Below are 23,476 nucleotides of genomic sequence, written 5' to 3' on the forward strand. Positions count from 1 at the left end.
CTCAACCCTGTTCCAGCCCTTCAGGCTGGCATTATATAATTATTGGCATTATATAATTATAATAATTTATCCCAGAGCGTTGCCCCGGGCTGATTTGTCTTAGCTCTTCAGGCTCATGTTAGAGACGCTTCTTACTAGATCTGTCAGGTATCCAGGATTATGATGTCCGATAAGAGCAATCTTCGTTTATGAGTAATGTTCTTAGCCATTCAGCCCTGTGAGGGTTTCAAATCCCTGACGGGGATAATTAAAATGAAAAATTTTAATTTCTACTAAAGGGGGTTTTAAGGAAGCTGAAGAATCCCTTTTTATCCTCATCGGCTGCATATCCATAACCGTATCCGTAGGAGTAGCCATATTTTGCCCCATAGGAAAATTTGGAATAATCAACATCATTTAAAACTATAGCCACGCCATTTAGTTTCCCCTGTTGTTTAAGATCTTTAGGAAAATCCAGTAGCTTCTTCTCAGTAAAACCGGCCCTTACCACATACATAGTAGTGTCAGCCAAAGGACTAATTAAGAGGGTGTCGGTAACTATCATTGTAGGTGCTGTATCTACAATAATAAAGTCATAATTGGTTTTTTGGCTTGTAATAAATTCCTCCATTCTGTCATTCATAAGAAGTTCAGCAGGATTTGGTGGTATTGAGCCGGAAAATACTACATCAACAGGAATATTATCCTGATTCATGGGATCAATTACATCCTCTGCCTTTATATCCCTGTTATAAAGAAAATCGGAAAGTCCCTTCCTTTCCATTGTGCCCCCAACGAATTTATGAATACGAGGATTTCTCACATCGGCTCCAATAAGTAAAATCTTTTTCCCGGTACTGGCAAGAGTACGGGCAAGATTAAAGGAGACAAAGGTCTTTCCTTCACCTTTTACGGTGGAAGTCACAAAGATAACCTCAGCTTTCTCTTTATTCCTTGACTGCACCAAATAGGCAAGATTAGTTCTTAAAATTCTAAATGATTCTGCGAGAGGAGATCGATCATTTAACTGTATGACCTCAGATTCTTCCTTACCTATCTTAGGAACCTCCCCCAGGAAGGGAACATCTTTAATAAGTGGCTGTAAATCCCCTTTGTGGTGGACTTTAGTGTCAAGGAAATTTATACCAAAGATTACCAGTAAAGGGATAAGAAAGCCAACTACTCCACCTCCGGTAAGAATAAGCCATGGCTTAGGGTCTATAGGTTCATCCAATGTGAAGGCCGGATCGATTACTTTGGCAACCGGGGAGGTGGCAGCAAATGAAATTGCCGATTCTTCCCGTCTTTGGAGTAAAAATAAATATAGCTCCTCTTTAATTTGTTGTTGACGCTCAATACTTCGTATTCCTTTTTCGAGACCGGGAAAGGTGCTAAATTGTCCTTCGGCCTGCTCCTCCAATTGATTGAGCTCCCTCAGTCGTATATTTATTGAACTTTCTGTTTGTTCAATATTATTAAGCAAATTTTCTCTTAAAGAATTTAATTGTTGATCTATTGTTTCAACGACCGGATTCTTTTCTGTCCCGCTTTGGAGATAAGCCTGTCGTTGCTGAACCAACTGGTTGTAACTTCCTATGGCACCTCCAAGACCTCCACCTTCAATGCCTACCCCTTCAGGCAATAATTGGTAAGGATCGGCAGAGGAAAGAGTTTCTCTCACTCCCTCCAGAATCATTAATTGTGTTTCCAGTTCAAATATTCCCTGCTCTGCGGTTGTTGCCCGTGACATATATTGACTGGCAGTACTTCCAACATCCATAAGGCGATTTTCTCTTTTGAATTCAGCTATTCCTCCTTCTACTGAATCCAATTCCTGAGTAATCAATTGCAGGCGATTCTGAATAAATTCGGTTGTACTTTCTGCCACCTGGCGCTTGTCAGCCACTCCATCGTCATTGAAATGAACCATTAGAGTATTGAGAAAATCCCTTGATTTTTCAGGGACCTCTCCAACAATAGACAAGGACAATATATCTTTTGCCCTTCCTTCAGGAGCAACCGTCATTTTTTCTATGTAATTTCTGGCAACTTCCTTTAGCGGCAATACTTTTACATTTACCGGAACTGAATTTTTTATTTCTTTTCTAGAAGTTATTTTAAACTCCAGACCCTCCAGATTAATTGTTTGGCCGAATTTAAAATTTTCTGAAAATTCCTTCTCTTCCTGAACGAGCAGAAAATTCTGGGAAGATTGAGGAACAACAGTAAGATCAAGGTATGATTGATGCACAAGTTCCGGAGGCGATAAAAAATCAATTTTTATGGGTGAATTTTCATAAGCCTCAACTGCAATGACCTTTCCCTCCAGGAAGTAGACTATATTTAAATTAAGTTCATCCACAACCCCTTCCACCAGTCTCTTGGATCTTAGTGTTACAATCTGATTCTCAAGAGAATTTTCCCCAAGCGCCAATATCGACGTACCTCCCGATGGCATGGCTCCAACCACATTATTTTCCTCATCGCTCAACATCATCATCGTTGCTTTCGTCGCATATTCCGGAATGGTGTAACGGTTATATAAAAAAGCAATAAATAGACCCAACAAGCAGCCAAATACTAACCATTTCCAATGAATCAAGTACTTAAATATTTCTGCCTTAAGGTCAAAATTAGATTCTTCCTTTTCAGAAAACTCCTGTAATTCTTCCATTAAATATTATTAAATAAATAAAATAAACTAAACCCGGTGGTTATTATTGAAACAATCCCCTGCCAGCTATTGATAAATCCAGCAGATTTGACCCTTCTATAAGTGGGTTCAACATAAACGATGTCATTCTGCTTTAGGTAATAAAATGGATTCTCAAAAACCTCGGCACTGGTAAGATCCACCCTCCCATGAACGAGCTTTCCATCCTGCATTCTTACAATCAAAACATTTTCTCTTTTGCCATCATAAGACACGTCGCCAGCCATTGCAATTGCCTGAATAATGGATAATCTCTCGTCAGTTACTTCAATGACTGAACTACCAATTTCCCCTACAACTGTAACTTTGAAATTCATAATCCTTACACGAACAACAGCATCGCGAACGTATTCTTTAAGTTGGACAGTAAAAAATTCTTCCAGTTCTTCCCTTGTCTTACCCACAACAGGTACTTCCCCAAGAACCGGGAAATTTATATTACCGTCAATATCCACTAGATATCCCTGCATCTGAGAGTTTTGACCACCCCCACCCTGACGGGATGAAGAAGTCATAATAAAGGGTTGAACAATTTCTTGATTTAAAGAAGAAACATCAATTTGCAATACATCATTCACTTCAATTTCCGCCTGAAAATTTTCAGGAGCATTGAAATTCTGTAAGTCTTCTATTCCCTGAAAATAAACGATCTCGTCTCTCGTAGCGCAGGATGAAAAGAACAATACTGCAAGTGCAAAACCAAGGAACCGGTTAAAATATTCAAATTTCAGATTTATCATTAAATAGTTTTCTTTTCAGGATTCGGAATAGAACTTAGTTTGTCAAGTTTTTCAAAGGTCGAGTTTTTACTCTTAAACTCAGGTACCAGCATTTTGAGTTTACCCACGACTTTATGACTCTTCAATTTACTTGCAGATTTTATAATCTTCTCGATTGAAACATTTATTTCTTCATAGTTTCCCGGAGTATCTACTGCGATCATTATTTTTTTGTGATGGGTGGGAAGGGTTTTACTTTTATCACTTAGCAATTCTTCATAAAGTTTTTCTCCCGGTCTTAAACCTGTAATTTTAATTCCAATCTGTTTGTTTGGAATAAATCCAGCTAACTTTATCATCTTAATAGCCAGATCCATAATCTTAACAGGTTCGCCCATGTCAAATATGAAAATTTCCCCACCTTTTCCCATTGCGCCGGCTTCTAAGACTAATTGACAGGCTTCAGGAATAGTCATAAAATACCTAATTATATCCGGGTGCGTTATTGTCACCGGGCCTCCTTTTTCAATTTGTTTCCGGAATAGAGGTACCACTGATCCATTTGAACCCAGCACATTTCCAAAGCGGGTAGTGATGAATTTTGTTCCACCTTCCATATTGGAACAGGCAGAGTGATACAAAGCCTGCACATACATCTCTGCCGCTCTTTTGGAAGCCCCCATAACATTGGTCGGATTCACAGCCTTGTCTGTAGATACCATTACAAAATGACCTACTTTGTACTCCAACGCAAGATCGGAAAGATTCTTAGTCCCCTGAATATTTACAAATACCGCCTCATGAGGATTAGCTTCCATTAAAGGTACGTGCTTATAGGCTGCAGCATGATAGATCACGTCAACTTGTCTTTTCTGAAATAACAATTCAAGCCGTTTTCTATTCCCAACATCACAGATAATACAATTAAAATTAAGATCAGGAAATTTTCCCTGTATCTCTAATTGCAAGTTGTGCATGGGAGTCTCTGCCTGATCAAGAATGATAAGTAATTTAGGTTTATATTCCGCCACCTGCCTTACAATTTCACTCCCAATAGAACCTGCACCTCCGGTTACCAAAATTGTTTTTCCTGTTAACTGCTGTCTTTTGTTTTCCTTATTTAAAAGAATAGGCTCCCGATCTAAAAGGTCCTCGATCTGCAGTGATTTTACTTTATTAGAAACAGATTGCTCATCTTCGTAATTAGAGACAATGGGAGCATTAAAGACTTTAATATTATTTTCAAGACACTCCTCAACAAGGGAAAATTTTTCTTCAGCTGTCAGGGTATTTTCAGAAAGTATCAAAGCTGAGGCCCCTAAAGCTTTGGCTTCTGCACTTACTTTTAAACCATTATATATCACAGGTTTTCCCAAAATACGAATATTTCGACGGGTATTGTCATTAGTAATAAATCCGCGGATGTCAAATCGTTTGGGATGTTCAATTTCTAAAGCGCCTGCAATTGAGATGGCATTTTCATCAGCCCCAAAAACTACTGCCTTTTCAAGGTTCTGATTCTTTTGTGTAGCCTTGAAATATTCGTAAAGTTGCTTTACAGATAACCTGAAAAGGAAAAGTAATGAAAACGACACCAGGAAATAAAAAATTAATCCCGCTACCAAATAAATTTTTTCTCCAACTAAGAAATAGGTAAGATAATTGACAAATATAAGGGTGACAAAAGTACTGAAGCACGCCAACATAATTCTAAGCGCGTCCACATAGGAAGAATGTCTTATTAAACCAGAGTAGGTTCTAAAAACAAAAAAGAAAAAAATGTTTACCCCTACTACAAGAAACATCCTTTCATAAACAGAAAGGAAGTCATAGAAATTGGATGTAAGATCTCTTAAAGCGATACCGGTAAGGAGGTCGGCCACAACAATTATTGAAATATCAATACCAAGAATGGCCCATCTCGGGAGGTATTTTATATTTCTAATATCCAGCCGACTTTCGCTGGATAAAATTTGTCTAAGGGCGTAATTTAACTTCCTACCCATATATTTTTATTTTCAAAACTTTTATAACTACAGAAAATCTTTAATTGCAGTTCTTATCCTGTTTTTTTCTTCCTCTGTTAGGTTTGAACCTGAGGGAAGACATAATCCACTTTCAAAAGCCGCCGCCGCAACTCCATTTCCGTAGAAAGGAGCGTCTTTGAACACAGGCTGCAGGTGCATAGGCTTCCAGAGAGGTCTGCTTTCAATATTGTATTTTTCAAGATGCTCCCTTAGAGCACTTGTATCAAAATCACCATTATTTTCTGCTTTAATGACCGTGAGCCAATGGTTACAAAAATAAGTATTTTCAGGCTCACTTAATACTTTTACCTCTTTTACTGTGCTGAAAAGCTCCCGGTAAAATTCGTTCATCTCTCTTCTATTCAACACATGTGCATCAAGAACCTCCATTTGTCCTCTCCCAATTCCAGCCGATACATTGCTTAATCTGTAATTATAACCAATCTGGCTGTGTTGGTAATGTGGAGCGGCATCTCTTGCCTGGGTAGCCAGAAAGATCGCCTTTTCTTTCATTTTACGATCTCTCGTAACAAGGGCTCCTCCTCCGGAGGTAGTGATGATCTTGTTCCCGTTAAAGGAAAGAATGCCGTATTTCCCAAAGGTGCCACATTTTTGCCCCCTATACGTACTCCCCAAAGCTTCAGCACTATCCTCTATTACCGATATATCATATTTCCCGGCTATAGCGTGGATTTCATCCACTTTATATGGCATCCCATAAAGGTGTACCGCAATAATAGCCTTTGGTTTTTTGCCTTTTTCAATCCTATCTATAATTGCTTTTTCTAAATATTCCGGTGAAATATTTAAAGTCTCTTCTTCACTATCAATAAAAACTGGTGTTGCACCCTGGTAAATAATTGGATTAGCCGATGCAGCAAAGGTAAGGCTCTGGCATAAAACCTCATCCGCTCGTTCCACACCACAAAGAATAAGCGCCAAATGAAGAGCTGCAGTACCGGAACTTAATGCTGCAACATTCACCCCCTCACCTAAATATTTTTCAATATCTTCTTCAAAACCTGAAACGTTCGGACCTAAGGGTGCAATCCAGTTTTCCTCAAAAGCCTTGTCAATGTATTTTCTTTCATTTCCTCCCATATGAGGAGAGGATAAATAGATCTTAGATTTGTTCATCATTAATTTCAGAAATTTTAATCACTTTTCCCGGATTACCCACCACAGTGGAAAAATCCTGGACATCTTCAATAATTACTGCACCGGCACCTATTGTACACCATTTGCCAATTTTAATCCCTGGAATTACTAAAGCCCCCATGCCAATATGGGAACCTTCGCCAATTTTCACTCCCCCTGCCAAAACAGCACCGGGCGAAATATGCACAAAATCTTCAAGCAGGCAATCATGTTCGGTGATACTACCTGTATTTAAGATGCAATGTTCTCCAATTATTGTATCGGCATTAATGGCGGCATTTGCCATGACTACCGAACCATTCCCTAATTCCACTGATTTATCTACAGTTGCCGTGGCGTGGCTAATACCCCGAAAGAAATTTCCTTTGAGCCTCAAAGCAATTCTTTTTCGAATTAGATTATTCCCTACCGCAATAATGGTCTTTTTCTTGAGAATTTCAGGTGTTATTTCATGAACTACTGGATATTCATATATTCCGGTTATCGCCTTATTATCATCAATAATATGGTGGATCTCTTCCATCCTTGAATGAACAAGATCAATAATCACTTTTGCATGTCCGCTGGCACCGTAGATATTCATTAATTATTTCCATTAAACGGCTCTGTTGTAGCCATGTTCGCTGTATTCACCCCTTCAGATTTTATAACTTTTAGGAAGGTCATCCACAATATCTTTATATCCACCAGAAAAGATAAATTCTCTACATACCAAACGTCCAACTCCAGTTTTTTGCTCCAGGAAATTGCGTTCCTTCCATTGACCTGTGCCCAACCGGTAATTCCCGGTCTTACCAAATGTCGTTTCTGCTGCCTCGGAGTATAAAGCTCTAAATATTCCGGGAGTAAAGGGCGAGGACCCACCAAACTCATATCTGCTTTAAGAACATTGATCAATTGTGGAATTTCATCTACAGAAGTCTTTCTCACAAATTTTCCGGTTGCTGTTAGTCTATCAGAATCGGGAAGCAAATTTCCATCAGAATCTTTAGCATCTGTCATGGTTTTGAATTTAATAATTCGGAAAATTTCTCCGTTCTTTCCCGGACGCCGTTGCAGAAAGAATGGGTTTCCCCGGTTTGCAATGGTAAGTAACAAAGTTAAGAAAAGCAGGAAAGGACTGAGGAGCAATAATCCAGTGAAAGCAGCTAAAAAGTCGAGCAAAGGTTTAATAATGTTTCTGTACATATACAGTTAGGAAATTTCCTGGTTGGCTAAATTAGGCTTTTGTAATTTCCTGCTCCAAGGTTTTGTATTCCTTTAACAAAATATGCCAGAATTCTTTGCGTTCATAATCTTTACAAACTTTTTCCCGGCTATTTTTAGAGAGTTCCATCCTTAATTTTTCATCTGCAACCAGTTTTTCCATTGCCTTAAAAAGACTTTTCTCATTTTTAACTGGAATTACAATACCATTAATCCCGTCTGAAATGATCTCATTACAGCCGTTGATATCGCTTACAATTGAAGGAAGCTCCATTGCTCCCGCCTGCATTACTACATTAGGAAATCCTTCCCGGTAACTTGGAAATGCCAGAATATCAGAAATTGCCAGGAATGGCCTCACATCAACCTGGTAACCCGTAACAGTGATTTTTGGATGTTTCTCGATTATTCTATGAATTGAAGGAGAAAGTGGATCCAGTTCTTCCTCGAAAGGTCCCACCAGAAGCAATGACATTTTCGGAAATTGAAGTTGCAGTCTTTGGAAAGAGCAAACCAATTCGCTAATACCCTTTTCCGAAACCAGTCGACCAACAAAAATAAATACCAGGTCATCTTCGGGTATCTTCCATGCCTTGCGCAGGGAAGTTTTGTTTTCTGCGGAAAATCGGTCCGGATCAAAATAGACGGTATCTATACCATTGGAACTGCCTTTTCCCAGAACCTTAAGTTTCCCCTTCTTTACAAAACCTTCCTTTAAAATAATTTCCTTCAGTCCATGGGAATTAGGATAAACTTTGTATGCAAGACTGTAGGTAAACTTCTCCACCTGCTCAAGTATCTTTCTTTTAATACCAACAGTTTCCATTAGGGGCATTCCGGCAACGGTATGTAACCGTATTGGCACTCCCGCCATCTTTGCAGCCAACATTCCCACAATTCCTGCTTTTGGAGTATGAGTGTGAACGATTTCTGGTTCAACTTTTTTAAAGTACCGGTAAAGCCTAAACACTGCTCTAAGGTCTTTTAAAGGAGTAATTTCTCTTGTCATTTCTACATGAAAGGTGCCGACACCATTCTCCCGACCATACTTTTCAAGCCGTTCTTTTTCGGCCGAAACTGCAATCACATCAAAGTAATCATTCATAAAAGAAAGCTGTCCTTCCAGAAGTTTTTCAAGAGAAAGTGGAATGGTAGTAATACGAACGAGTTTGGGCATAGAATGAATCCTGAGGTAAAACCATACATTTTAGAAATGGAAGACCTTAAATAATTGTTAATAAAAAACTTTAAATTTGAAACGAATATGTTCGGTATTATGTCAGAAATAAAAATATGAAAATGAAATTTTTATTAAACCTTGAATGACAGTCAACTGTTCAATGGAATTCTCTTTTTAATCTTTTTGCTCTTTAAATATTGTATTAATTTCATTCATGTTGGCAGATTGAAAATTATATTTCATTTTGCACAATTTAAAATGGTCTAGAATAATTTTAAGATCATTAATATTTTCAGCAGGGTAGTTTCCAAAATTGTGGGGATGCCACCACAAATGATAAATCTGTTTATTACGGGCAGCATATGTCATTTCTGATTTGATTCTTTTAATTTTTAAAGTATTTAAAATTTTGTTCGGGGAATGCGGACGCAATAGCCTACTTGCTTTCTGAGATATAGGGTTATTTTGTTCTTTTGTGTAAAAATAAGACTTATTCCTAGGACCAAAATATGCATCTCCTGTTCGGAAAACTTTCGTGACAAGGGAATCGGTTTGGGTATTTTTCCAGTACCAGTCTTCTGGGTTTGAACGAACACTTTCAATTCCTAAATTCCGGCAAACCTCAAGATATTTCTCATTAAATTGATTTCGAGGAAAAACAAGAGATCTTAAATTGATATTCATATTCCTGGCAAGCAAAATACTTTTTTTTAAATCCTGCTTAAAATCCTCAACATCTTGTCCCGGCTCCAAACAGTAGAAGTGCGAATAAGTATGGGTACCTATCTCCTGAAATGGTGTTTTTTGAATTATGTGGATTAGATCCCTGGCAAAAACATATTTTTCTGTACCTGGTGCTTCTATAATGGAATTTGCAAAAATGTAGGGAGAGAGTTGTTTTTCAGTATATTTTGGTAGTCTTTCTGGAATATTATTTTCCCATTCTTTCCAATTTTTATTAAAAAGCATTCCAACAACAGCCCATGTAGCATGGATATCATAGTCTCTAAATATTCTCAATACTTGTGGAATTATTCTACGGGTATTTCTGAAGTAGGTTTCTCGCTCTCTGTAATCCACTTTATCAAAAATCCCCCAAAGAAGCTCCATATCTAAAGAAATAACTAAATGCCCATTATTCATAAGCCTTTAAACTTTTTTACAATTTTTAATAAGATGTTGATCAATTGGCATTCAAAAAGAGTATGAAGAGTTTTTTATCATCCGCTGTTCCTTGTATTTTCACAATTCATTAAAATTTTCCAGATTCAAAACTATTTGGATCTAAAGTTTAATTCCTTCACAAGCTAAACTTTTAAAATAAAGATGAGGAATTTCAAAAGATCAAAACTTGTTGCTTATTCTTCTGATCATAAATTTATTATAAAAATTTAAAGACAAATAGAGCAGGAATTTTTAGCTATTAAACCAGTCTTTTCGTGCTTTGATCTATGTTACCTTTATTATTTCACCTTTTTTTCTTTTGATTTCTCTGATCTTTAAAATTCTTTGATATTTCTTGCTTGCCAAATAGTAGTAGATAACGAAAAAAAGAAAATACATTACCATAGATTTTTGCCGCATTATAATTCCAAGGTTAGACATTACAAAAGTCATAGCAAGGGAAGTCATAAAGAATACTACGAAACTCATTTTAACCAAGGAAGGTGATTTCCTTATAAAAGTTATAAAATCTCTTTTCACTATCTTAAAAGCTAAGATAAGATATAACAGGTTTTCTGCTGACACAATAAGACCGAGAATACCCGGAGCATCGAAAAACAATGGTCTAAACCAAAAAGTAAATAACTTTACAGGTAAAGGATAATTAGCCATATCAACTCCAGACCCTGCATCCTCACTCAAGCCTTCCGCTCTGGACGAGGTGAAATCTTGAAAATCTTCCACAACATTTTCAGATTCATTAAGATTTACAACTGCCAAAACCTGGTCTTGAATTAAAATTAATATTCCAATCATCATAACAAAGGCCAATATTTTTTGTGGCATGGAAATTTTTTTATTTCCACTCATGAATCCGAGACCTGCTCCAATTGCCAAGAACATGAAAACATGGGGTCTGACATGATATGTGATTAAAGCTCCCAAAACCATAAAAAACCACCTCTTCTTTGGTTCTTTTAAAGCGTATACAAACATCATGATCCCTAAAAATATAACTGACCCTTTTCCGAGCGATGATGTCCAAAAGTGCATATTTGGCAAAAACAGTAAGACGAATAAGAAATCCCAGCGTTTAAATAATTTGATCTTAACCGGAATATTTTCTCTAATAAAAAGGTAGGTAAATATAAAACCAAGATACCCTATCCAGGAAAATATCACCATTACTACCACGTAGGGAAGATCCAGAACACTCGTAAAAGGGTAAGCTATAAAATCAATAAAGGTAGTACTGGTACCATAAAGATCAAACCAGTCTCCTGTAAACGAGCGGGTATTTCTATAATAGTTCTTAGAATCCGAAGGATTGTTTAACGCATAGATATAATATGTTAACCAAAATATTAAATGATAAAAATATAATTTGTTTAATAGAGAAATGGAAAAAAACTTATGCCTCTTGCGAAAAAACCCAAAAATCCCCTGATTTACCAGATATAAGAACAACGCTAGAAATATGGCTCCAATCATCTAAAATAACTCTAAGTCACCTAAACTATATCTATAATTATTTAGCTCTTTGGTTTCTTCATCTTCATTTGAAGATAAATTCAACTTTCTTACGGTCATAACCGGCCCGTAGCCTCCAGAAAATTTCAATTTTGAATAAAGTTCATGATCTTCTGCCGCACTAATTACTGTAGCTCCAAATTTATTAGCCCAGGCCTTCACCATTTTACGAGCTTTTGTAAGTTTTGCATCATCAGAAACAATAATTTCGGATATTCTTAATTCCCTGGAATAATTTCTTATTTTAATATATCCGGCAAGGTATAACCCATTATCTGAAAAGACTTCATATTGCTGTAAAGGATTATTTTCATATCTCCAGAAAAGATACTCCATTGTTTTAGGTGTAAAAAATTCAGTTCCCTCACGAGATATATTAAAATTTTTACCCGCACATAAGTTATTAAGATCTTCCTTTCCAGCTAATCTTATTATATCATATTTTATATTCACTTTCTTAAACCACAAAAAAGGACTGGTCGGGGAAATAGTAACCTTAAGTTTGCCGACTTCCTTCCAATTCATTTTTAAATAACCTGGTAGACTCTGATCATTTGGAGTATTAAAAATAAAATTCCCTCCTTCAACTTTTGCAATTTTTATAGCTTCCAAGGTAAGTTTTTTAAAGATCCCTTTCCCCTGATGATCGGGATGCGTAGCAGTATCTACAGCACGAAAACAGGAATAAACTTTCTCTCCCCGCTGCCATTTCCATCGCATAAATGCACGTACACCTATAACAGCATCTCCTTCGAGGGCAATTAGGACCAGAGATTTTCCAAAAGGATTATTTACATGCTTAAATTTCCATACATCTTTTGTTTTTCTTGACGAAGTTTCTCCTAAGCTCGCCTTCAGCACCTTAAGAATTTCAGGAATATCTGTTTCTGTGGCCTTTCTTATCACCATATTTTTAAAAAAAAGTTATATTATTTGGCTTTATAGGATCTGCAAAAGGACAAAAAACCATTCAAGAATAAGATTCACCTTCCTAAGTTTCACATTTGGTCTACATACAGATCCTCGAGTTCCTTTACCATTCTTACCAAACTAAAATCTAACACCACCTTCATTCGGGCAGCTTTTTTAAGATCCAATAGCTTAGCTTCATCTTCTATTAGCACCTGACAAAGATTAGATAAACTCTGCCATTCTTCAACATCACATAAAAGTCCATCTTTCTTATCGGTAATCACCTCCTTTATTCCTCCGGCATTTGTACTTACAACAGCACATTCCATACTCATAGCTTCAAGTAAGGCAATAGGAAGGCCTTCAAAAGAAGAACTCATCATAAAAATATCCATCATGGAAAAATATGGCTTAACTTCTGTAATAAGTCCGGGAAAAAATACTTTCCCCTCCAAACCAAGTTTCTTAGCTTCAGCTTTAATTTCATCCTCCAGAGGTCCGGCTCCAACTACAATTCCATATACCCTGTTGTTATTCTTAGACAGATCTTTGAATACCTCCAACCACTCAACAATACGTTTTTGAAACCGAAAAACTGCCACGTTTCCTATGACAATTGAATCGGCAGGAATTCCGAGCTGGTTTCTTATATCTTCGCCAGCTCCGGGACACCTTACAAAAGCATCTGTATTCACTCCGTTTAATAAAGTGATTACAGGAATTTTTGGTTTTATATTATGTTCAATTGAATTTGAAACATCATTAGAAACTCCGATTGCTGCAGACTGATAATTAAAAGTCAATTTATTGATTGTTCTTGTAACGGGATGATATCTTTCCTGCATATTATGTTCTGTATACAAAAGTGGAATCTTAAGTCTAAAATGAACAGATCTTCCTAAAAATCCCGCCCAAGGTAAATGGCAGTGAATAAGATCTATTTTTTCCTTTCTGCAATAGGTCAATACCTTTTTATGCTGCAACATTAATCTGATATTTCCGCTTGCTTCGAAACAGGTCACTTTACCTCCCGCTGCTTTAATAGCTTCTACCATTTGATCTTTCCAGGAAAGGAAATAAAGATAATGGAATTCAAATTTTTCTTGATCGTGTAATTTAAGGGTTTCAGGAAGTAACATTTCTGCCCCCCCTCTTCCAAGAGACTTAATTATGTGAAGTACTTTGATTTTTCCCATTAAGTTTTTAGGTAGATTTGAAGAAACACAAAACTACGGGAATAAGCGAATGTGTCCAACCTCAAAACACATAAAATAAACTAAAAGTTATCTCCATCAGCATCCAATTTTTTCGTTCTGTTAAATCAACTGTGTTTTTATTCAATTTATTTAAACTGGAACAAAATTGATCACATAAAAAAAGAACGCCTCTTTGGGCGTTCTTTTCTAATAAAATTTTCATCTATCTATTCAACAATATTAATTGTCAAATCAACAGTATCCTGACAATCTCCTGATCCCACAGTGTAAATGGTCGTAAATTCTCCAATATTATTTTCAAGATAACTTGATGCAATTTGAGAAATTGTAGGATCAAATGTTCCTTCCTTACTAACACCAGCATCTAATAGGTTTAGATAAAATCTTTTAATTCTTGCTGCCGTATAAAGGTTACTCTTAACAAATGCATTAGTTACTGTAACATATTTATCTGCTCCCGCATTTATAGTACATGCATCTTCTACAATTAGAGTAAGTTCAGCTGAATCCTGGCAACTACCTTCTCCAACAGTATAAGTAGTTGTATAGGTACCATTGCCGTTCATTATATACTGTTCCTTGATACTCTGAATACTAGGAGAAAAACTACCAGTTTCACTTATACCCTCATCTAATAGATTCAAAAAGAATCTATCAATTTTGGCGTCAGTATTCAATTCTGAATCTACATATTGTGGAGTTACAGTGATCGTATTATCAGAACCTGCATTTACATCACAAGCTTTTGCGATAATTAATGTAAGATCTGTTGAATCCTGGCAATCACCTTCACCAACGGTATAAGTAGTAGTATACGTACCTAAACCATTATTTAAATAATCGTTTATAACTTCAGAAACCGTAGGATTAAATGTTCCCGTTTCACTAACTCCTTCATCCAACATGTTTAGGAAAAATCTATTAATCCTTGCCTGAGTATAAAGGTTTTCTTGGATAAATTCAGGAGTAATAGTTCGTGTTTGATCTGACCCTGCATTTGCATTACAGACATCTTCTACAGGCTCAGCTACAGTCAGCGTTAGATTTACAGAATCCTGACAGATATCATCGTTAACAGTATAAGTTGTAGTGAAATCTCCTAATGGGTTATCTAAATAAGCAGTTGCAATTTCACTTATTGTAGGATTAAACGTCCCATTTCTACTAACGTCATTAGCTAATAAATCTAAATAAAATCTTTTTATACGTGCTGCTGTGTAAAGATTTTCATTCACAAACTGTGGTGTAACGGTCTTGGAATCGTCAGGCCCTGCACATCCATAGGTTTCTACAATGGCATTTAATTCATTGAATTCCGTTTCATTTAAATCAAGTTCCTCTTTAGAACAGGAGATTAAGCCTATGGCTAAAGCAAATAGTAAAATTTTTTTCATGGCAATTAATTTAGATTTATGATATAAACTTAAAACAAAGATTATGTCTTTGCATAACTAATCGCTAAAGAACTGATATTATCGATAAAAGGGAGAGGAATTTTCCTTTTTATCACTATCTTTGTAAGATTTTAAGTATTATTAGTAGTCCATATCTTTCATCCCCTTCAAGGATGGGAAAGATCCAAAACAAAAAGCTGCCCCCTTTTTTATGTGAGCAGCTTATATAATTTTGAAAAAAAATATCTATTCTTCTATAACTTGAATATCTATAGTCGCCTCGTCTGATTCTTCAACTTCAATTTTAATCGCAGCCGAATCTTCACAAACACCTTCACCTACGGTATAGGTTATTATAAACTCTCTCTTTCCCTCAACTAAATACTGATTTTTGAAATCTTGTATACTTGGTTCAAAGGTTCCCTGTAGCAAAGTTATGTCGTTATTCTCATTTTCTGTAACAAGATTTGCAAAAAATCTATCAATCTTTGCACCGGTATCCAAATCTTTCATTTGGTATGCAGTAGTAAAAGTAATATCATAATCTGGGCCAGCGTAAACTTCTTCTTTACATTGCTCACAGTTTTGGAAATCATATTGAAAATACAACCATCCTCCTGCTTTACCTTCTTCATCTCCTGCCCAGGCACTAAAGGTGTGTTCTCCCTGGGTAAAAGTTGCCTGTACTGCAATTAGAATTTCTGAACTATCATATTTTAATTTATCCAGTTCAAAGATGATTTCATTACTTCCAGCTACTGCATCTTTATTAAATTCCATCTTACCGGGAGGTAAATTGCCATTTCCTACGGTAGGAAAATTGCCCGTTCTCGATCCGCTTTCACTGACTTCTGCAGCATGCATCTTTGCAGAAGTTAATTCATAGCCTGATGATGCTACAAGCTTGATATAAATTAAATCCTCATCATTAATAACAGAGACCTGTCCATATTCTTCAAAATCATAAGAAATCCAGGAACAATCTTCCTCTGATATGTTTACTGTAGCATTCAGCTCCTCATATTCAGAGTTCAAATCTGAAATTTCAGTATCCACCGAACATGCTGTCAGCGACACAATGAAAAATAAAATAAAAATCCTTTTCATAATTTAAGTTTTAAGTAATTAATTTTCAGAAATTTACTTAAACGCAATTACAAAAAAGAGCTTTTTCGATGTGTGGATGATAAAATCGTTCAGGGACTTTTATCAACTCTTATTTAAGAATTTTAGGAAATCATTTGGAGGAATTTATCTGAGATTCATTAAAATAAATGGAAAACTCTGAACAGTTGTTCGTACCCGGAAATTAATTTTTCTTATAATCTAAATTTAAATGAGTATAAATATCCTCAAACTTTTGGGCATTGTTCTTTGGATTGAACTCTGTTAAAACCAGTTTGTAGGCATTTTCCCCCATTTCGGCTCTCAATCCCCCATCATTCATTAGAAGAATAAGTTTACTCGCAAATTCATCTTGATCAAAGTCATCAATAATAAATCCTGTTTCTTCGTTTTTTAAAACCTCTCTAACTCCGCCGACATTCGTTGCAATTGAAGGTTTTTTTTGGGCGGCCGCTTCCAGGATTACGCCCGGCACACCTTCGATTTTACTCGCAAGAAGAAAACAATCTGCAGCAGCCAGTAGTTCAGGAATGTCCTTTCTAAAACCGGTTAAAAATATAGTTTGTTGCAGGTCTTTTTCAGCTATTTGCTTTTCTATTTCTTCAAAAAGATCGCCCGTCCCTACTAAAATTAGCTTTAGGTGTGGATGGGTATCCTTTAGTTCTGTAAAAATATTAAGAAGGAACTGGTGATTCTTCTCAGGACTGAAATTTCCAATATGCATGGAAATTTGGTCTTTTTCATTTAAACCTAACTCATTAATAAGTATTGCCCGCTGCTTTGCATTATCAATTTCTTTAACAGGGATTCCTCTTCTAATTACGGAAGTTTGATTTCGGGGGTAATTGAAAGTAGTTATTAGATCTTCTATAGCCTGATCTCCTACTGAAGAGACATGATCCACTCTTTTAAATATACTTTTATAGATCAAATGTTTGGGACGATTGGAAAGCCATTCGCTAATTATACTAATGTTACGATAAATTATTGGGGTTTTAGGAATAAAAAAAGAAGCCGCGACCATATATTTTAAAGTATCTGAACCGTTGCATTGAATAATTTCGGGCTTTTTCTCCTTTATCAGGTTTACAAGGCTTCTTAGAAGGGGAAATGAGAAACTACCACTTTTAGCAGGGGAAAGATCCCGGTTATCTGCTTTGTTCACCTCCAGAATATTTACTTCATTTTTATACAAACCCGTAAATATTATTTCATGGCCAAGTTTAATTAATTCTGCACTTAAGTTTGCAGCAAAAACTTCTGCGCCCCTATATTGCCTTTTTGTAACCAATTGAAGAATTTTCATCTATTAATTTTATTATAACCTCCCCTCAAGATCACCTACAGAAAAATCTATTTTTTCATTAATTCCGAACTGGTCGTCTTTACAGACTACCGTTTGGGGTCCCTTTTTTATTTTAAAAATAAAAGTCAATTGCTGATTTTTTAAATTGGTGAAATAATAAACCGCCATTGCAGCATTTTTCAAACATACAGAACGAACTCTGCTATTAAGGGTCTTCTGGTGCCCGTAAGCATCTATTAAAATGATCGTATTTATTCCTTTAAGTTTGGTCAACTTATAAATTACAATTCCCCCATCTGAAAATTTAGCTATTTTATAATTTGGATCCCGATATCGCCATTCCAAGTATTGCTCTGAAATATTGGTTTGGCAAGAAACGCCTTCCAACCAGGAATTATGAAAATCTATATCACTTGAACTCACATTTTTAAAAGGCTGCGCCTGCTTTAAAAAATTTATTGCACCTACCTTATACGTGAGACTACCTTTAATTTCTTTCCATCCCATTTTAAGGTAGCCGGGTTTACTATTTTCATTCGGCGTGTTAAATATAAGATCGTATTCATCTTTGATATTTTCCAGACCCTGAAGAGTAATTTTCTTAAACAGTCCTTTGCCTCTATAATCGTGATCTGTACAAGTATCTACAGGACGAATAGCTTTTATAATTTTATTGTCACAGCAAAATTCCCACCTCATAAACATCCTCAAAGCCACAATCTTGTGATCATCTACTGCAAGCAAGCCATATGATTTGCCAAAAGGGTTGTGAAAATGTTTCCAAAGAAAGGCCTCTTTTGTATGATTTGTCTCAAAATTAGCGTTCAGCAAATCAATTATTTCATTAATATCCTGCGCATAATCAATTTCCCTAAACTCCATATTGTATAATTTTTACTTAATCTCCTTTTCTCAAATTAAAAATAAAGGGATGGGCACCCGATACTTTTGCTTTAAATTCTGCCATTTCAGTATCACTATCTACCCGAATTCGCGAGATATGAAGAGGATCTAGGATCTTACCATTAATTTTATGGTCAAATAAAAAGACCAGTTTCATGTTGAAATCTGCCAGTACTTTAGTGGTTTGTTTATCGGCATTGCCATTTGGATAAGCAAATATATTAAAGCCCGGTAAGTGTAACTCCTCGAAGACCTTCATTCCCTTAATTAATTCTTCTGAAATCTCATCTGTGGTACACCTGTCCAACATAGGATGGGTATGGGTATGGTTACCTATAAACATCCCACTTCTTTGCATTTCTTTTAAATCATCACTGTTTAATTGTTCAGCAAAAACCTTGGGATAATCCTTCATCCTTTCAATGCGTTCTGCATTTAATAGTTGTTTAAAATGCTTCACCATTTCCCTGGCCTGCCGGTATGTTTTTCCTTCTTTCATCTCCTTTGCCTCTACTCTTTTTATCCATACATCTTCAGAAGTATTTACAAGACCGGTAATAATAAACAAAGAACTGCTTAAACCGTATTTTTTTAAGACTGGTAATCCATTCCTTAAAACACTAATATCACCGTCATCAAAGGTTATTAACAGGGCATTTTTAGGCAGAGGCGTTTTTTCCTCAAAATGGGAAAGTAGTTGGGGAATACCTATGATGTTATACTGGGATTTTAGATATATTACCTGCTTTTCGAAGGCTACTTCATCCGGTACTTTATGGTATGCCAGCACTCTCAATTGCCGGGCATACTTCTTTTTAAAGAAGAAATGAAATTTACTTAAAACACTGTATAATTTTTCCCTCATTATAGATCCTTACTTATTTTCATTAAATTTTTACACCAAGTAATTGATCGTAGGTTTTTTCATATTCCATAGCAACCTTGTCTATATCAAATTTCTTTACGGCAATCTTCCTTGCTTCTTTTCCCAAAGGTTCGAATTGCTGCCTATTTCCCAGTACCTTTACGACATTTTGGGTTAAATATTCAACATTTCCCCTTTTAAAAATAATGGCCGATTTGTCATTCACACATTCCATATTTTCGGGAATATCTGAACATACAATTATCTTTTCAGACAGCATTGCTTCAATAAGGGCTCCTGGCAAACCTTCGAAATAACTTGGATATACAAAAAGATCTGCAATTGCCAGTAGTTGTGGAACGTCCCGTCGTCTTCCCAATACCTTGATTTTATCTTCGATACCAAGTTCCTTTGTCCGGTTCTTTAATTTTTCTTCAAAAACCCCGTGGCCTGCAATTAAAAGCACCGTATCAGGAAATTTTTTTAAAATAGCCGGCATGGCATTTACAAGGTCCAATTGCCCTTTTCTTTCAATAAGCCTGCTAACATTTAAGAGTACGTTTTGATTTATTATTCCTAGGGATCTTTTTAACCCTATCAACTCTTCTGTCTTCCCTACGTTTGCAAACTTATCCACATCCCTTCCCCTGTAAATCACCTTAACCTTATCTAAATTCACGTTGGTAGATTTAGCTTTGGATGTTTTAATGGTTTCTGAATTAGAGATAAAAAAATCAACTTTTTTTGAAGTATAGGTATCGTAAAACTGAACCAGTTTTAACTTAAGTTGCATAGAAAGTGGTTGATTTTGAAACCTTAATTTATTATAAGAATTGTTCACAAAGCTGCTTACCAGCGGAATATCATATTTTGATTTAAGTTTACGGGTCACCGCATCTGACCGGAACAAGGTGGAATGGATAATATCTGGTTTTTCCTTATCATAGGTTTTTTCCAGTTCCTTTGCTGCTTTTGAAAAATTCCTTGGTCCGGGAATATTTAGGGAATAAACTTTTATTCCCGATTCTTCCAAATTTGGTTTTAATTGGTCTCCTTTATATAGATGTACAAATACCGGAGTGTATTTCTCAAAATGTTGGGATATTTCTACAAGGCTTCTTTCGGCACCCGACCCATTTATGGTGTCTATTACAAATAAAACTTTCATTTATCTACTTTTTGTTTGGAGATTTTCTCAGCCACAATTTTCTTCTTAAGAATGGAATTTCAAAAGCTATTAAGTTAGCCACATTTTTTAATGAAAAATCTTCTTTTAATAGCTTATGAAATACCTTTCTACTTTTTTTTATTTCACCTACCCTCACATAATTTACTGCTGAAGATTTTAAAAACCCATTTTTTCTAAAATGAAGAATTCCTGAATCTTTATACTTATTATGTAAATATAAAGTGGCCTCAGCTCTTTGTCTATCACGATTATTTGTATACATAGGATCATTATGCATAATGTATTCGAAATTGCAATTCGTGGTATAGTCAATTCCTAGGTTTCGTTTTTTACAATTTTCTATAGCACGAGCAGTCATTTCCCAATTTGTACTTTGTATCAATAAGATATCATAGCCACCTATTTGATCAAAAACATCTCTTCTTACCGAAAAAGTGCCTGCTAAAGAAGAATATTTTGCATCTGAAATTTTATTTTTCACTCTTGGAAATAATTTTTCACCCTTTATGATGTAACCACAACTTATATAACCTGTTTTAGCATTCTTCACATCATAAAAATCTTGTAACCAATTCTCACTTACTACGTCATCACTATCGAGAAAACAAATAAACTCTCCTGTTGTTACGGAAGCTCCTTTGTTTCTCGCTACAGTAACTCCCTGATTCTTCTGTTTTATATATTTTATTCGATCATCTTCTAAGAATGGTGAAATTTGTTTTTCTGTATCGTCCGTTGAACCATCATCTACAATCACTAATTCCCAATTGGTGAAGGTTTGGTTAATAACACAATTAATAGATCTTATTACTGTAACTGCATTATTGTAGGTAGGTATTATAACTGAAAAATTCCTCATAAATTTAATTATTGAACTTTTAATTCTTTGAAATTATCTCCTTCCATTTTTTTGAAATTTTCCGTCAATTCAATATACCTTTCTTTGAAGTTCATATTGATGTTAAGATCATTTTTATCTAAAGATCGATAGTAAAACTTTACCTGTGGATACACCTGAGGTAGATTAATTAAAATAGAGGAAATATATGAGATAACTATTCCAGGTAATTCTTCCTCTTTCTCCATTCTTTCTTCAAACGGAATACTATCTCGCGTGATTTTCCCCAAAAATTTGTAATCCTCAAGATTCTCTTCCTTTTCTCTACGATGAGAAAAATAGATAAAATTACTATTCTCAAACTGGTTTTTTATCCGGTGAAGAAAATCAATATGATTTTGCTTTTCAAGGTATCCTAATTCCACCAGAGGACTTCCAACAAAATAAACCTTTTCTTCATCAACAGTAGTTGAATTTGATGCTGAAAACCCGAAAATTTCTACTGAATCATGGTCGGGAACATTTACAGGTACCTGGGAATAAAAATGTAAGCTCTCGAGTGGTTTTAGCCCCAAAACCTTATTAATAAAAAATTTACTCCCCGCAAAAGGAATTGCAATACTGGTTTTTCTTAAATCAGCAATTGTAAAAATTCCGGTTCCATCACTAATAAGTATAGGCTTAATAAGCTTATATTGATTTAGCAGATAATGCTGAACCCAGGAATTGTAATTGGAAAAAAGAACTTCGTCAAATTCAGGGTGTTTTTGTTTTACTCCTTTTATATTCCCCATAATGGAGAAAATATCTAAATAATGAAAAGGAAATTTCTTTTTCTGATCGACAAATATAATTTTAAGTAATTCAAAATCAGGATCATGCTTTATTCTATCATAAAAATCGCTGTAGCCTTTAAAACGCCGTATGGTAAGAACTACAAAATTATCTGCTGGTGAATGGGTTTTAATATAAGTTTTAATATTAAGGTAATGCGTGGTATTCGCGATAATGAAAAGCCTTTTTCTTCGGGTCATATATCAAAATTTTAATCCAGATGCTCTTCTGTTAAAGCTGTACCTCGCTCAATATTTTTTGAAGATGTTTTACCAAGAATTTCATTGAAGTAGCGGGGATGCAAACCATAACCCGGCCTGATAGACCTCACATTCTTTGTTGTAAAATCTTCTCCTGCTTTTATATCCTCAACTACATAAAGCGATCTTGAAAATTCCCTGGCAATTTTTTGATTTTCGCTAAGTTTATAGTCAATATTGCCCACCACTTTTTCGGCTTCCCGAACTGCTTTAACCATAGAAGTAAATTCTATTTCATCCATTGAAAAAGAAGAATCAGGCCCTCCTACTTCCTTATTTAAAATAAAATGTTTTTCAATAATTTGTGCCCCTAAACAAGTGGCGGCAATCGGAGCCGTATTTCCTATGGTGTGATCGGAAAGACCACTTATCACATTGTACTTTCTGGCCAGATCTCGTATCATACTCAAATTTGCATCATCAATTGGTGCCGGATACTGAGAAGTACATTTCAAGAGGGCAATGTTATTATTTCTCATTTTTTTACAAGTTTCTATGGCCAGAGCAATATCATCTTCACCGGCAATTCCTGTAGAAATAATTACAGGTTTTTTTTTGGACGCCACCTCCTCAATTAATGGAATGTCTGTAATTTCAAAAGAAGCAATTTTATAAGCCGGAGTGTTTAATTCTTCTAGTAATTCAATTGCTTTAAAATCAAATGGACTGGAAAAGCAAATTATATTTTCTTGTTTTGCAGTTCTAAACAATTCCTGATGCCACTCCCATGGAGTGTATGCTAATTTGTACAGATCATAAAGGTAATAACCATCCCAGGCTGTCCCTTGCTTTAATTTAAAATCATCTCTTTTAACATTAATGGTCATAGAATCAGCGGTGTAGGTTTGAAGCTTAACCGCATTTGCCCCTGCCCGTTTAGCCGCTCTTATAGATTCCTTGGCAATTTCAATATCTCCACCATGATTGGCAGATAATTCTGCCACTATAAAAACCGGT

The 23,476-nt window shown here is 35.7% G+C and carries 20 protein-coding genes; all 20 read right to left on the reverse strand.

Annotated features, from left to right (window positions below):
* Positions 1–262: 262 nt before the first annotated feature.
* On the reverse strand, positions 263–2,653 hold the full coding sequence (locus LA313_RS02365) for a GumC family protein (protein ID WP_228913009.1): 2,391 nt from the start codon (positions 2,651–2,653) through the stop codon (positions 263–265).
* Positions 2,653–3,432, reverse strand: a complete 780-nt coding sequence (locus tag LA313_RS02370) for a polysaccharide biosynthesis/export family protein (RefSeq protein ID WP_228913010.1) — start codon at positions 3,430–3,432, stop codon at positions 2,653–2,655. The genes LA313_RS02365 and LA313_RS02370 overlap by 1 nt, the downstream gene beginning before the upstream one ends.
* Positions 3,432–5,417 carry a polysaccharide biosynthesis protein gene (locus tag LA313_RS02375; RefSeq protein ID WP_228913011.1) on the reverse strand — a complete coding sequence of 662 codons (1,986 nt, stop codon included), beginning with the start codon at positions 5,415–5,417 and terminating at the stop codon, positions 3,432–3,434. Before LA313_RS02375 ends, LA313_RS02370 begins: the two co-directional genes overlap by 1 nt.
* Before the next feature lie 27 nt (positions 5,418–5,444).
* A complete protein-coding gene (locus LA313_RS02380; RefSeq protein WP_228913574.1) occupies positions 5,445–6,575 on the reverse strand; it encodes a DegT/DnrJ/EryC1/StrS family aminotransferase in 1,131 nt (376 codons plus the stop codon).
* Positions 6,562–7,179, reverse strand: a complete 618-nt coding sequence (locus tag LA313_RS02385) for an acetyltransferase (protein ID WP_228913012.1) — start codon at positions 7,177–7,179, stop codon at positions 6,562–6,564. Before LA313_RS02385 ends, LA313_RS02380 begins: the two co-directional genes overlap by 14 nt.
* Positions 7,179–7,784 (reverse strand): sugar transferase, encoded by a 606-nt coding sequence (locus tag LA313_RS02390; RefSeq protein ID WP_228913013.1) that lies wholly within the window; start codon positions 7,782–7,784, stop codon positions 7,179–7,181. Before LA313_RS02390 ends, LA313_RS02385 begins: the two co-directional genes overlap by 1 nt.
* 31 nt (positions 7,785–7,815) lie before the next feature.
* A complete protein-coding gene (locus LA313_RS02395; protein ID WP_228913014.1) occupies positions 7,816–8,979 on the reverse strand; it encodes a glycosyltransferase family 4 protein in 1,164 nt (387 codons plus the stop codon).
* A gap of 177 nt (positions 8,980–9,156) precedes the next feature.
* A complete protein-coding gene (locus tag LA313_RS02400; protein ID WP_228913015.1) occupies positions 9,157–10,125 on the reverse strand; it encodes a polysaccharide deacetylase family protein in 969 nt (322 codons plus the stop codon).
* A 306-nt stretch (positions 10,126–10,431) separates the two neighbouring features.
* A complete protein-coding gene (locus tag LA313_RS02405; RefSeq protein ID WP_228913016.1) occupies positions 10,432–11,331 on the reverse strand; it encodes a hypothetical protein in 900 nt (299 codons plus the stop codon).
* 306 nt (positions 11,332–11,637) lie between these two features.
* Positions 11,638–12,585 (reverse strand): GNAT family N-acetyltransferase, encoded by a 948-nt coding sequence (locus LA313_RS02410; protein WP_228913017.1) that lies wholly within the window; start codon positions 12,583–12,585, stop codon positions 11,638–11,640.
* 89 nt (positions 12,586–12,674) lie between these two features.
* Positions 12,675–13,784 carry a glycosyltransferase gene (locus LA313_RS02415; protein WP_228913018.1) on the reverse strand — a complete coding sequence of 370 codons (1,110 nt, stop codon included), beginning with the start codon at positions 13,782–13,784 and terminating at the stop codon, positions 12,675–12,677.
* Positions 13,785–14,011: 227 nt separating this feature from the next.
* Positions 14,012–15,199 (reverse strand): hypothetical protein, encoded by a 1,188-nt coding sequence (locus LA313_RS02420; RefSeq protein WP_228913019.1) that lies wholly within the window; start codon positions 15,197–15,199, stop codon positions 14,012–14,014.
* 246 nt (positions 15,200–15,445) lie between these two features.
* The gene (locus tag LA313_RS02425; protein WP_228913020.1) at positions 15,446–16,306 is read right to left on the reverse strand and encodes a hypothetical protein; all 861 of its coding nucleotides are present in this window, start codon (positions 16,304–16,306) and stop codon (positions 15,446–15,448) included.
* 202 nt (positions 16,307–16,508) lie between these two features.
* Positions 16,509–17,630 (reverse strand): glycosyltransferase family 4 protein, encoded by a 1,122-nt coding sequence (locus tag LA313_RS02430; protein ID WP_228913021.1) that lies wholly within the window; start codon positions 17,628–17,630, stop codon positions 16,509–16,511.
* A 12-nt stretch (positions 17,631–17,642) separates the two neighbouring features.
* The gene (locus LA313_RS02435) at positions 17,643–18,512 is read right to left on the reverse strand and encodes a GNAT family N-acetyltransferase (protein WP_228913022.1); all 870 of its coding nucleotides are present in this window, start codon (positions 18,510–18,512) and stop codon (positions 17,643–17,645) included.
* Between the two features lie 16 nt (positions 18,513–18,528).
* The gene (locus tag LA313_RS02440; RefSeq protein WP_228913023.1) at positions 18,529–19,398 is read right to left on the reverse strand and encodes a polysaccharide deacetylase family protein; all 870 of its coding nucleotides are present in this window, start codon (positions 19,396–19,398) and stop codon (positions 18,529–18,531) included.
* A gap of 22 nt (positions 19,399–19,420) precedes the next feature.
* Complete coding sequence (locus LA313_RS02445) at positions 19,421–20,566, reverse strand: glycosyltransferase family 4 protein (protein ID WP_228913024.1); 1,146 nt, start codon at positions 20,564–20,566, stop codon at positions 19,421–19,423.
* A 4-nt stretch (positions 20,567–20,570) separates the two neighbouring features.
* Positions 20,571–21,446 carry a glycosyltransferase family 2 protein gene (locus LA313_RS02450; RefSeq protein ID WP_228913025.1) on the reverse strand — a complete coding sequence of 292 codons (876 nt, stop codon included), beginning with the start codon at positions 21,444–21,446 and terminating at the stop codon, positions 20,571–20,573.
* 8 nt (positions 21,447–21,454) lie between these two features.
* Positions 21,455–22,459 (reverse strand): alpha-2,8-polysialyltransferase family protein, encoded by a 1,005-nt coding sequence (locus LA313_RS02455; RefSeq protein WP_228913026.1) that lies wholly within the window; start codon positions 22,457–22,459, stop codon positions 21,455–21,457.
* Between the two features lie 11 nt (positions 22,460–22,470).
* Positions 22,471–23,463, reverse strand: a complete 993-nt coding sequence (pseI, locus tag LA313_RS02460; protein ID WP_228913027.1) for a pseudaminic acid synthase — start codon at positions 23,461–23,463, stop codon at positions 22,471–22,473.
* Positions 23,464–23,476: the final 13 nt, after the last annotated feature.

This window comes from Salinimicrobium sediminilitoris, from assembly GCF_020866905.1.
In the GTDB taxonomy this organism is placed as follows: Bacteria; Bacteroidota; Bacteroidia; order Flavobacteriales; family Flavobacteriaceae; genus Salinimicrobium; species Salinimicrobium sediminilitoris.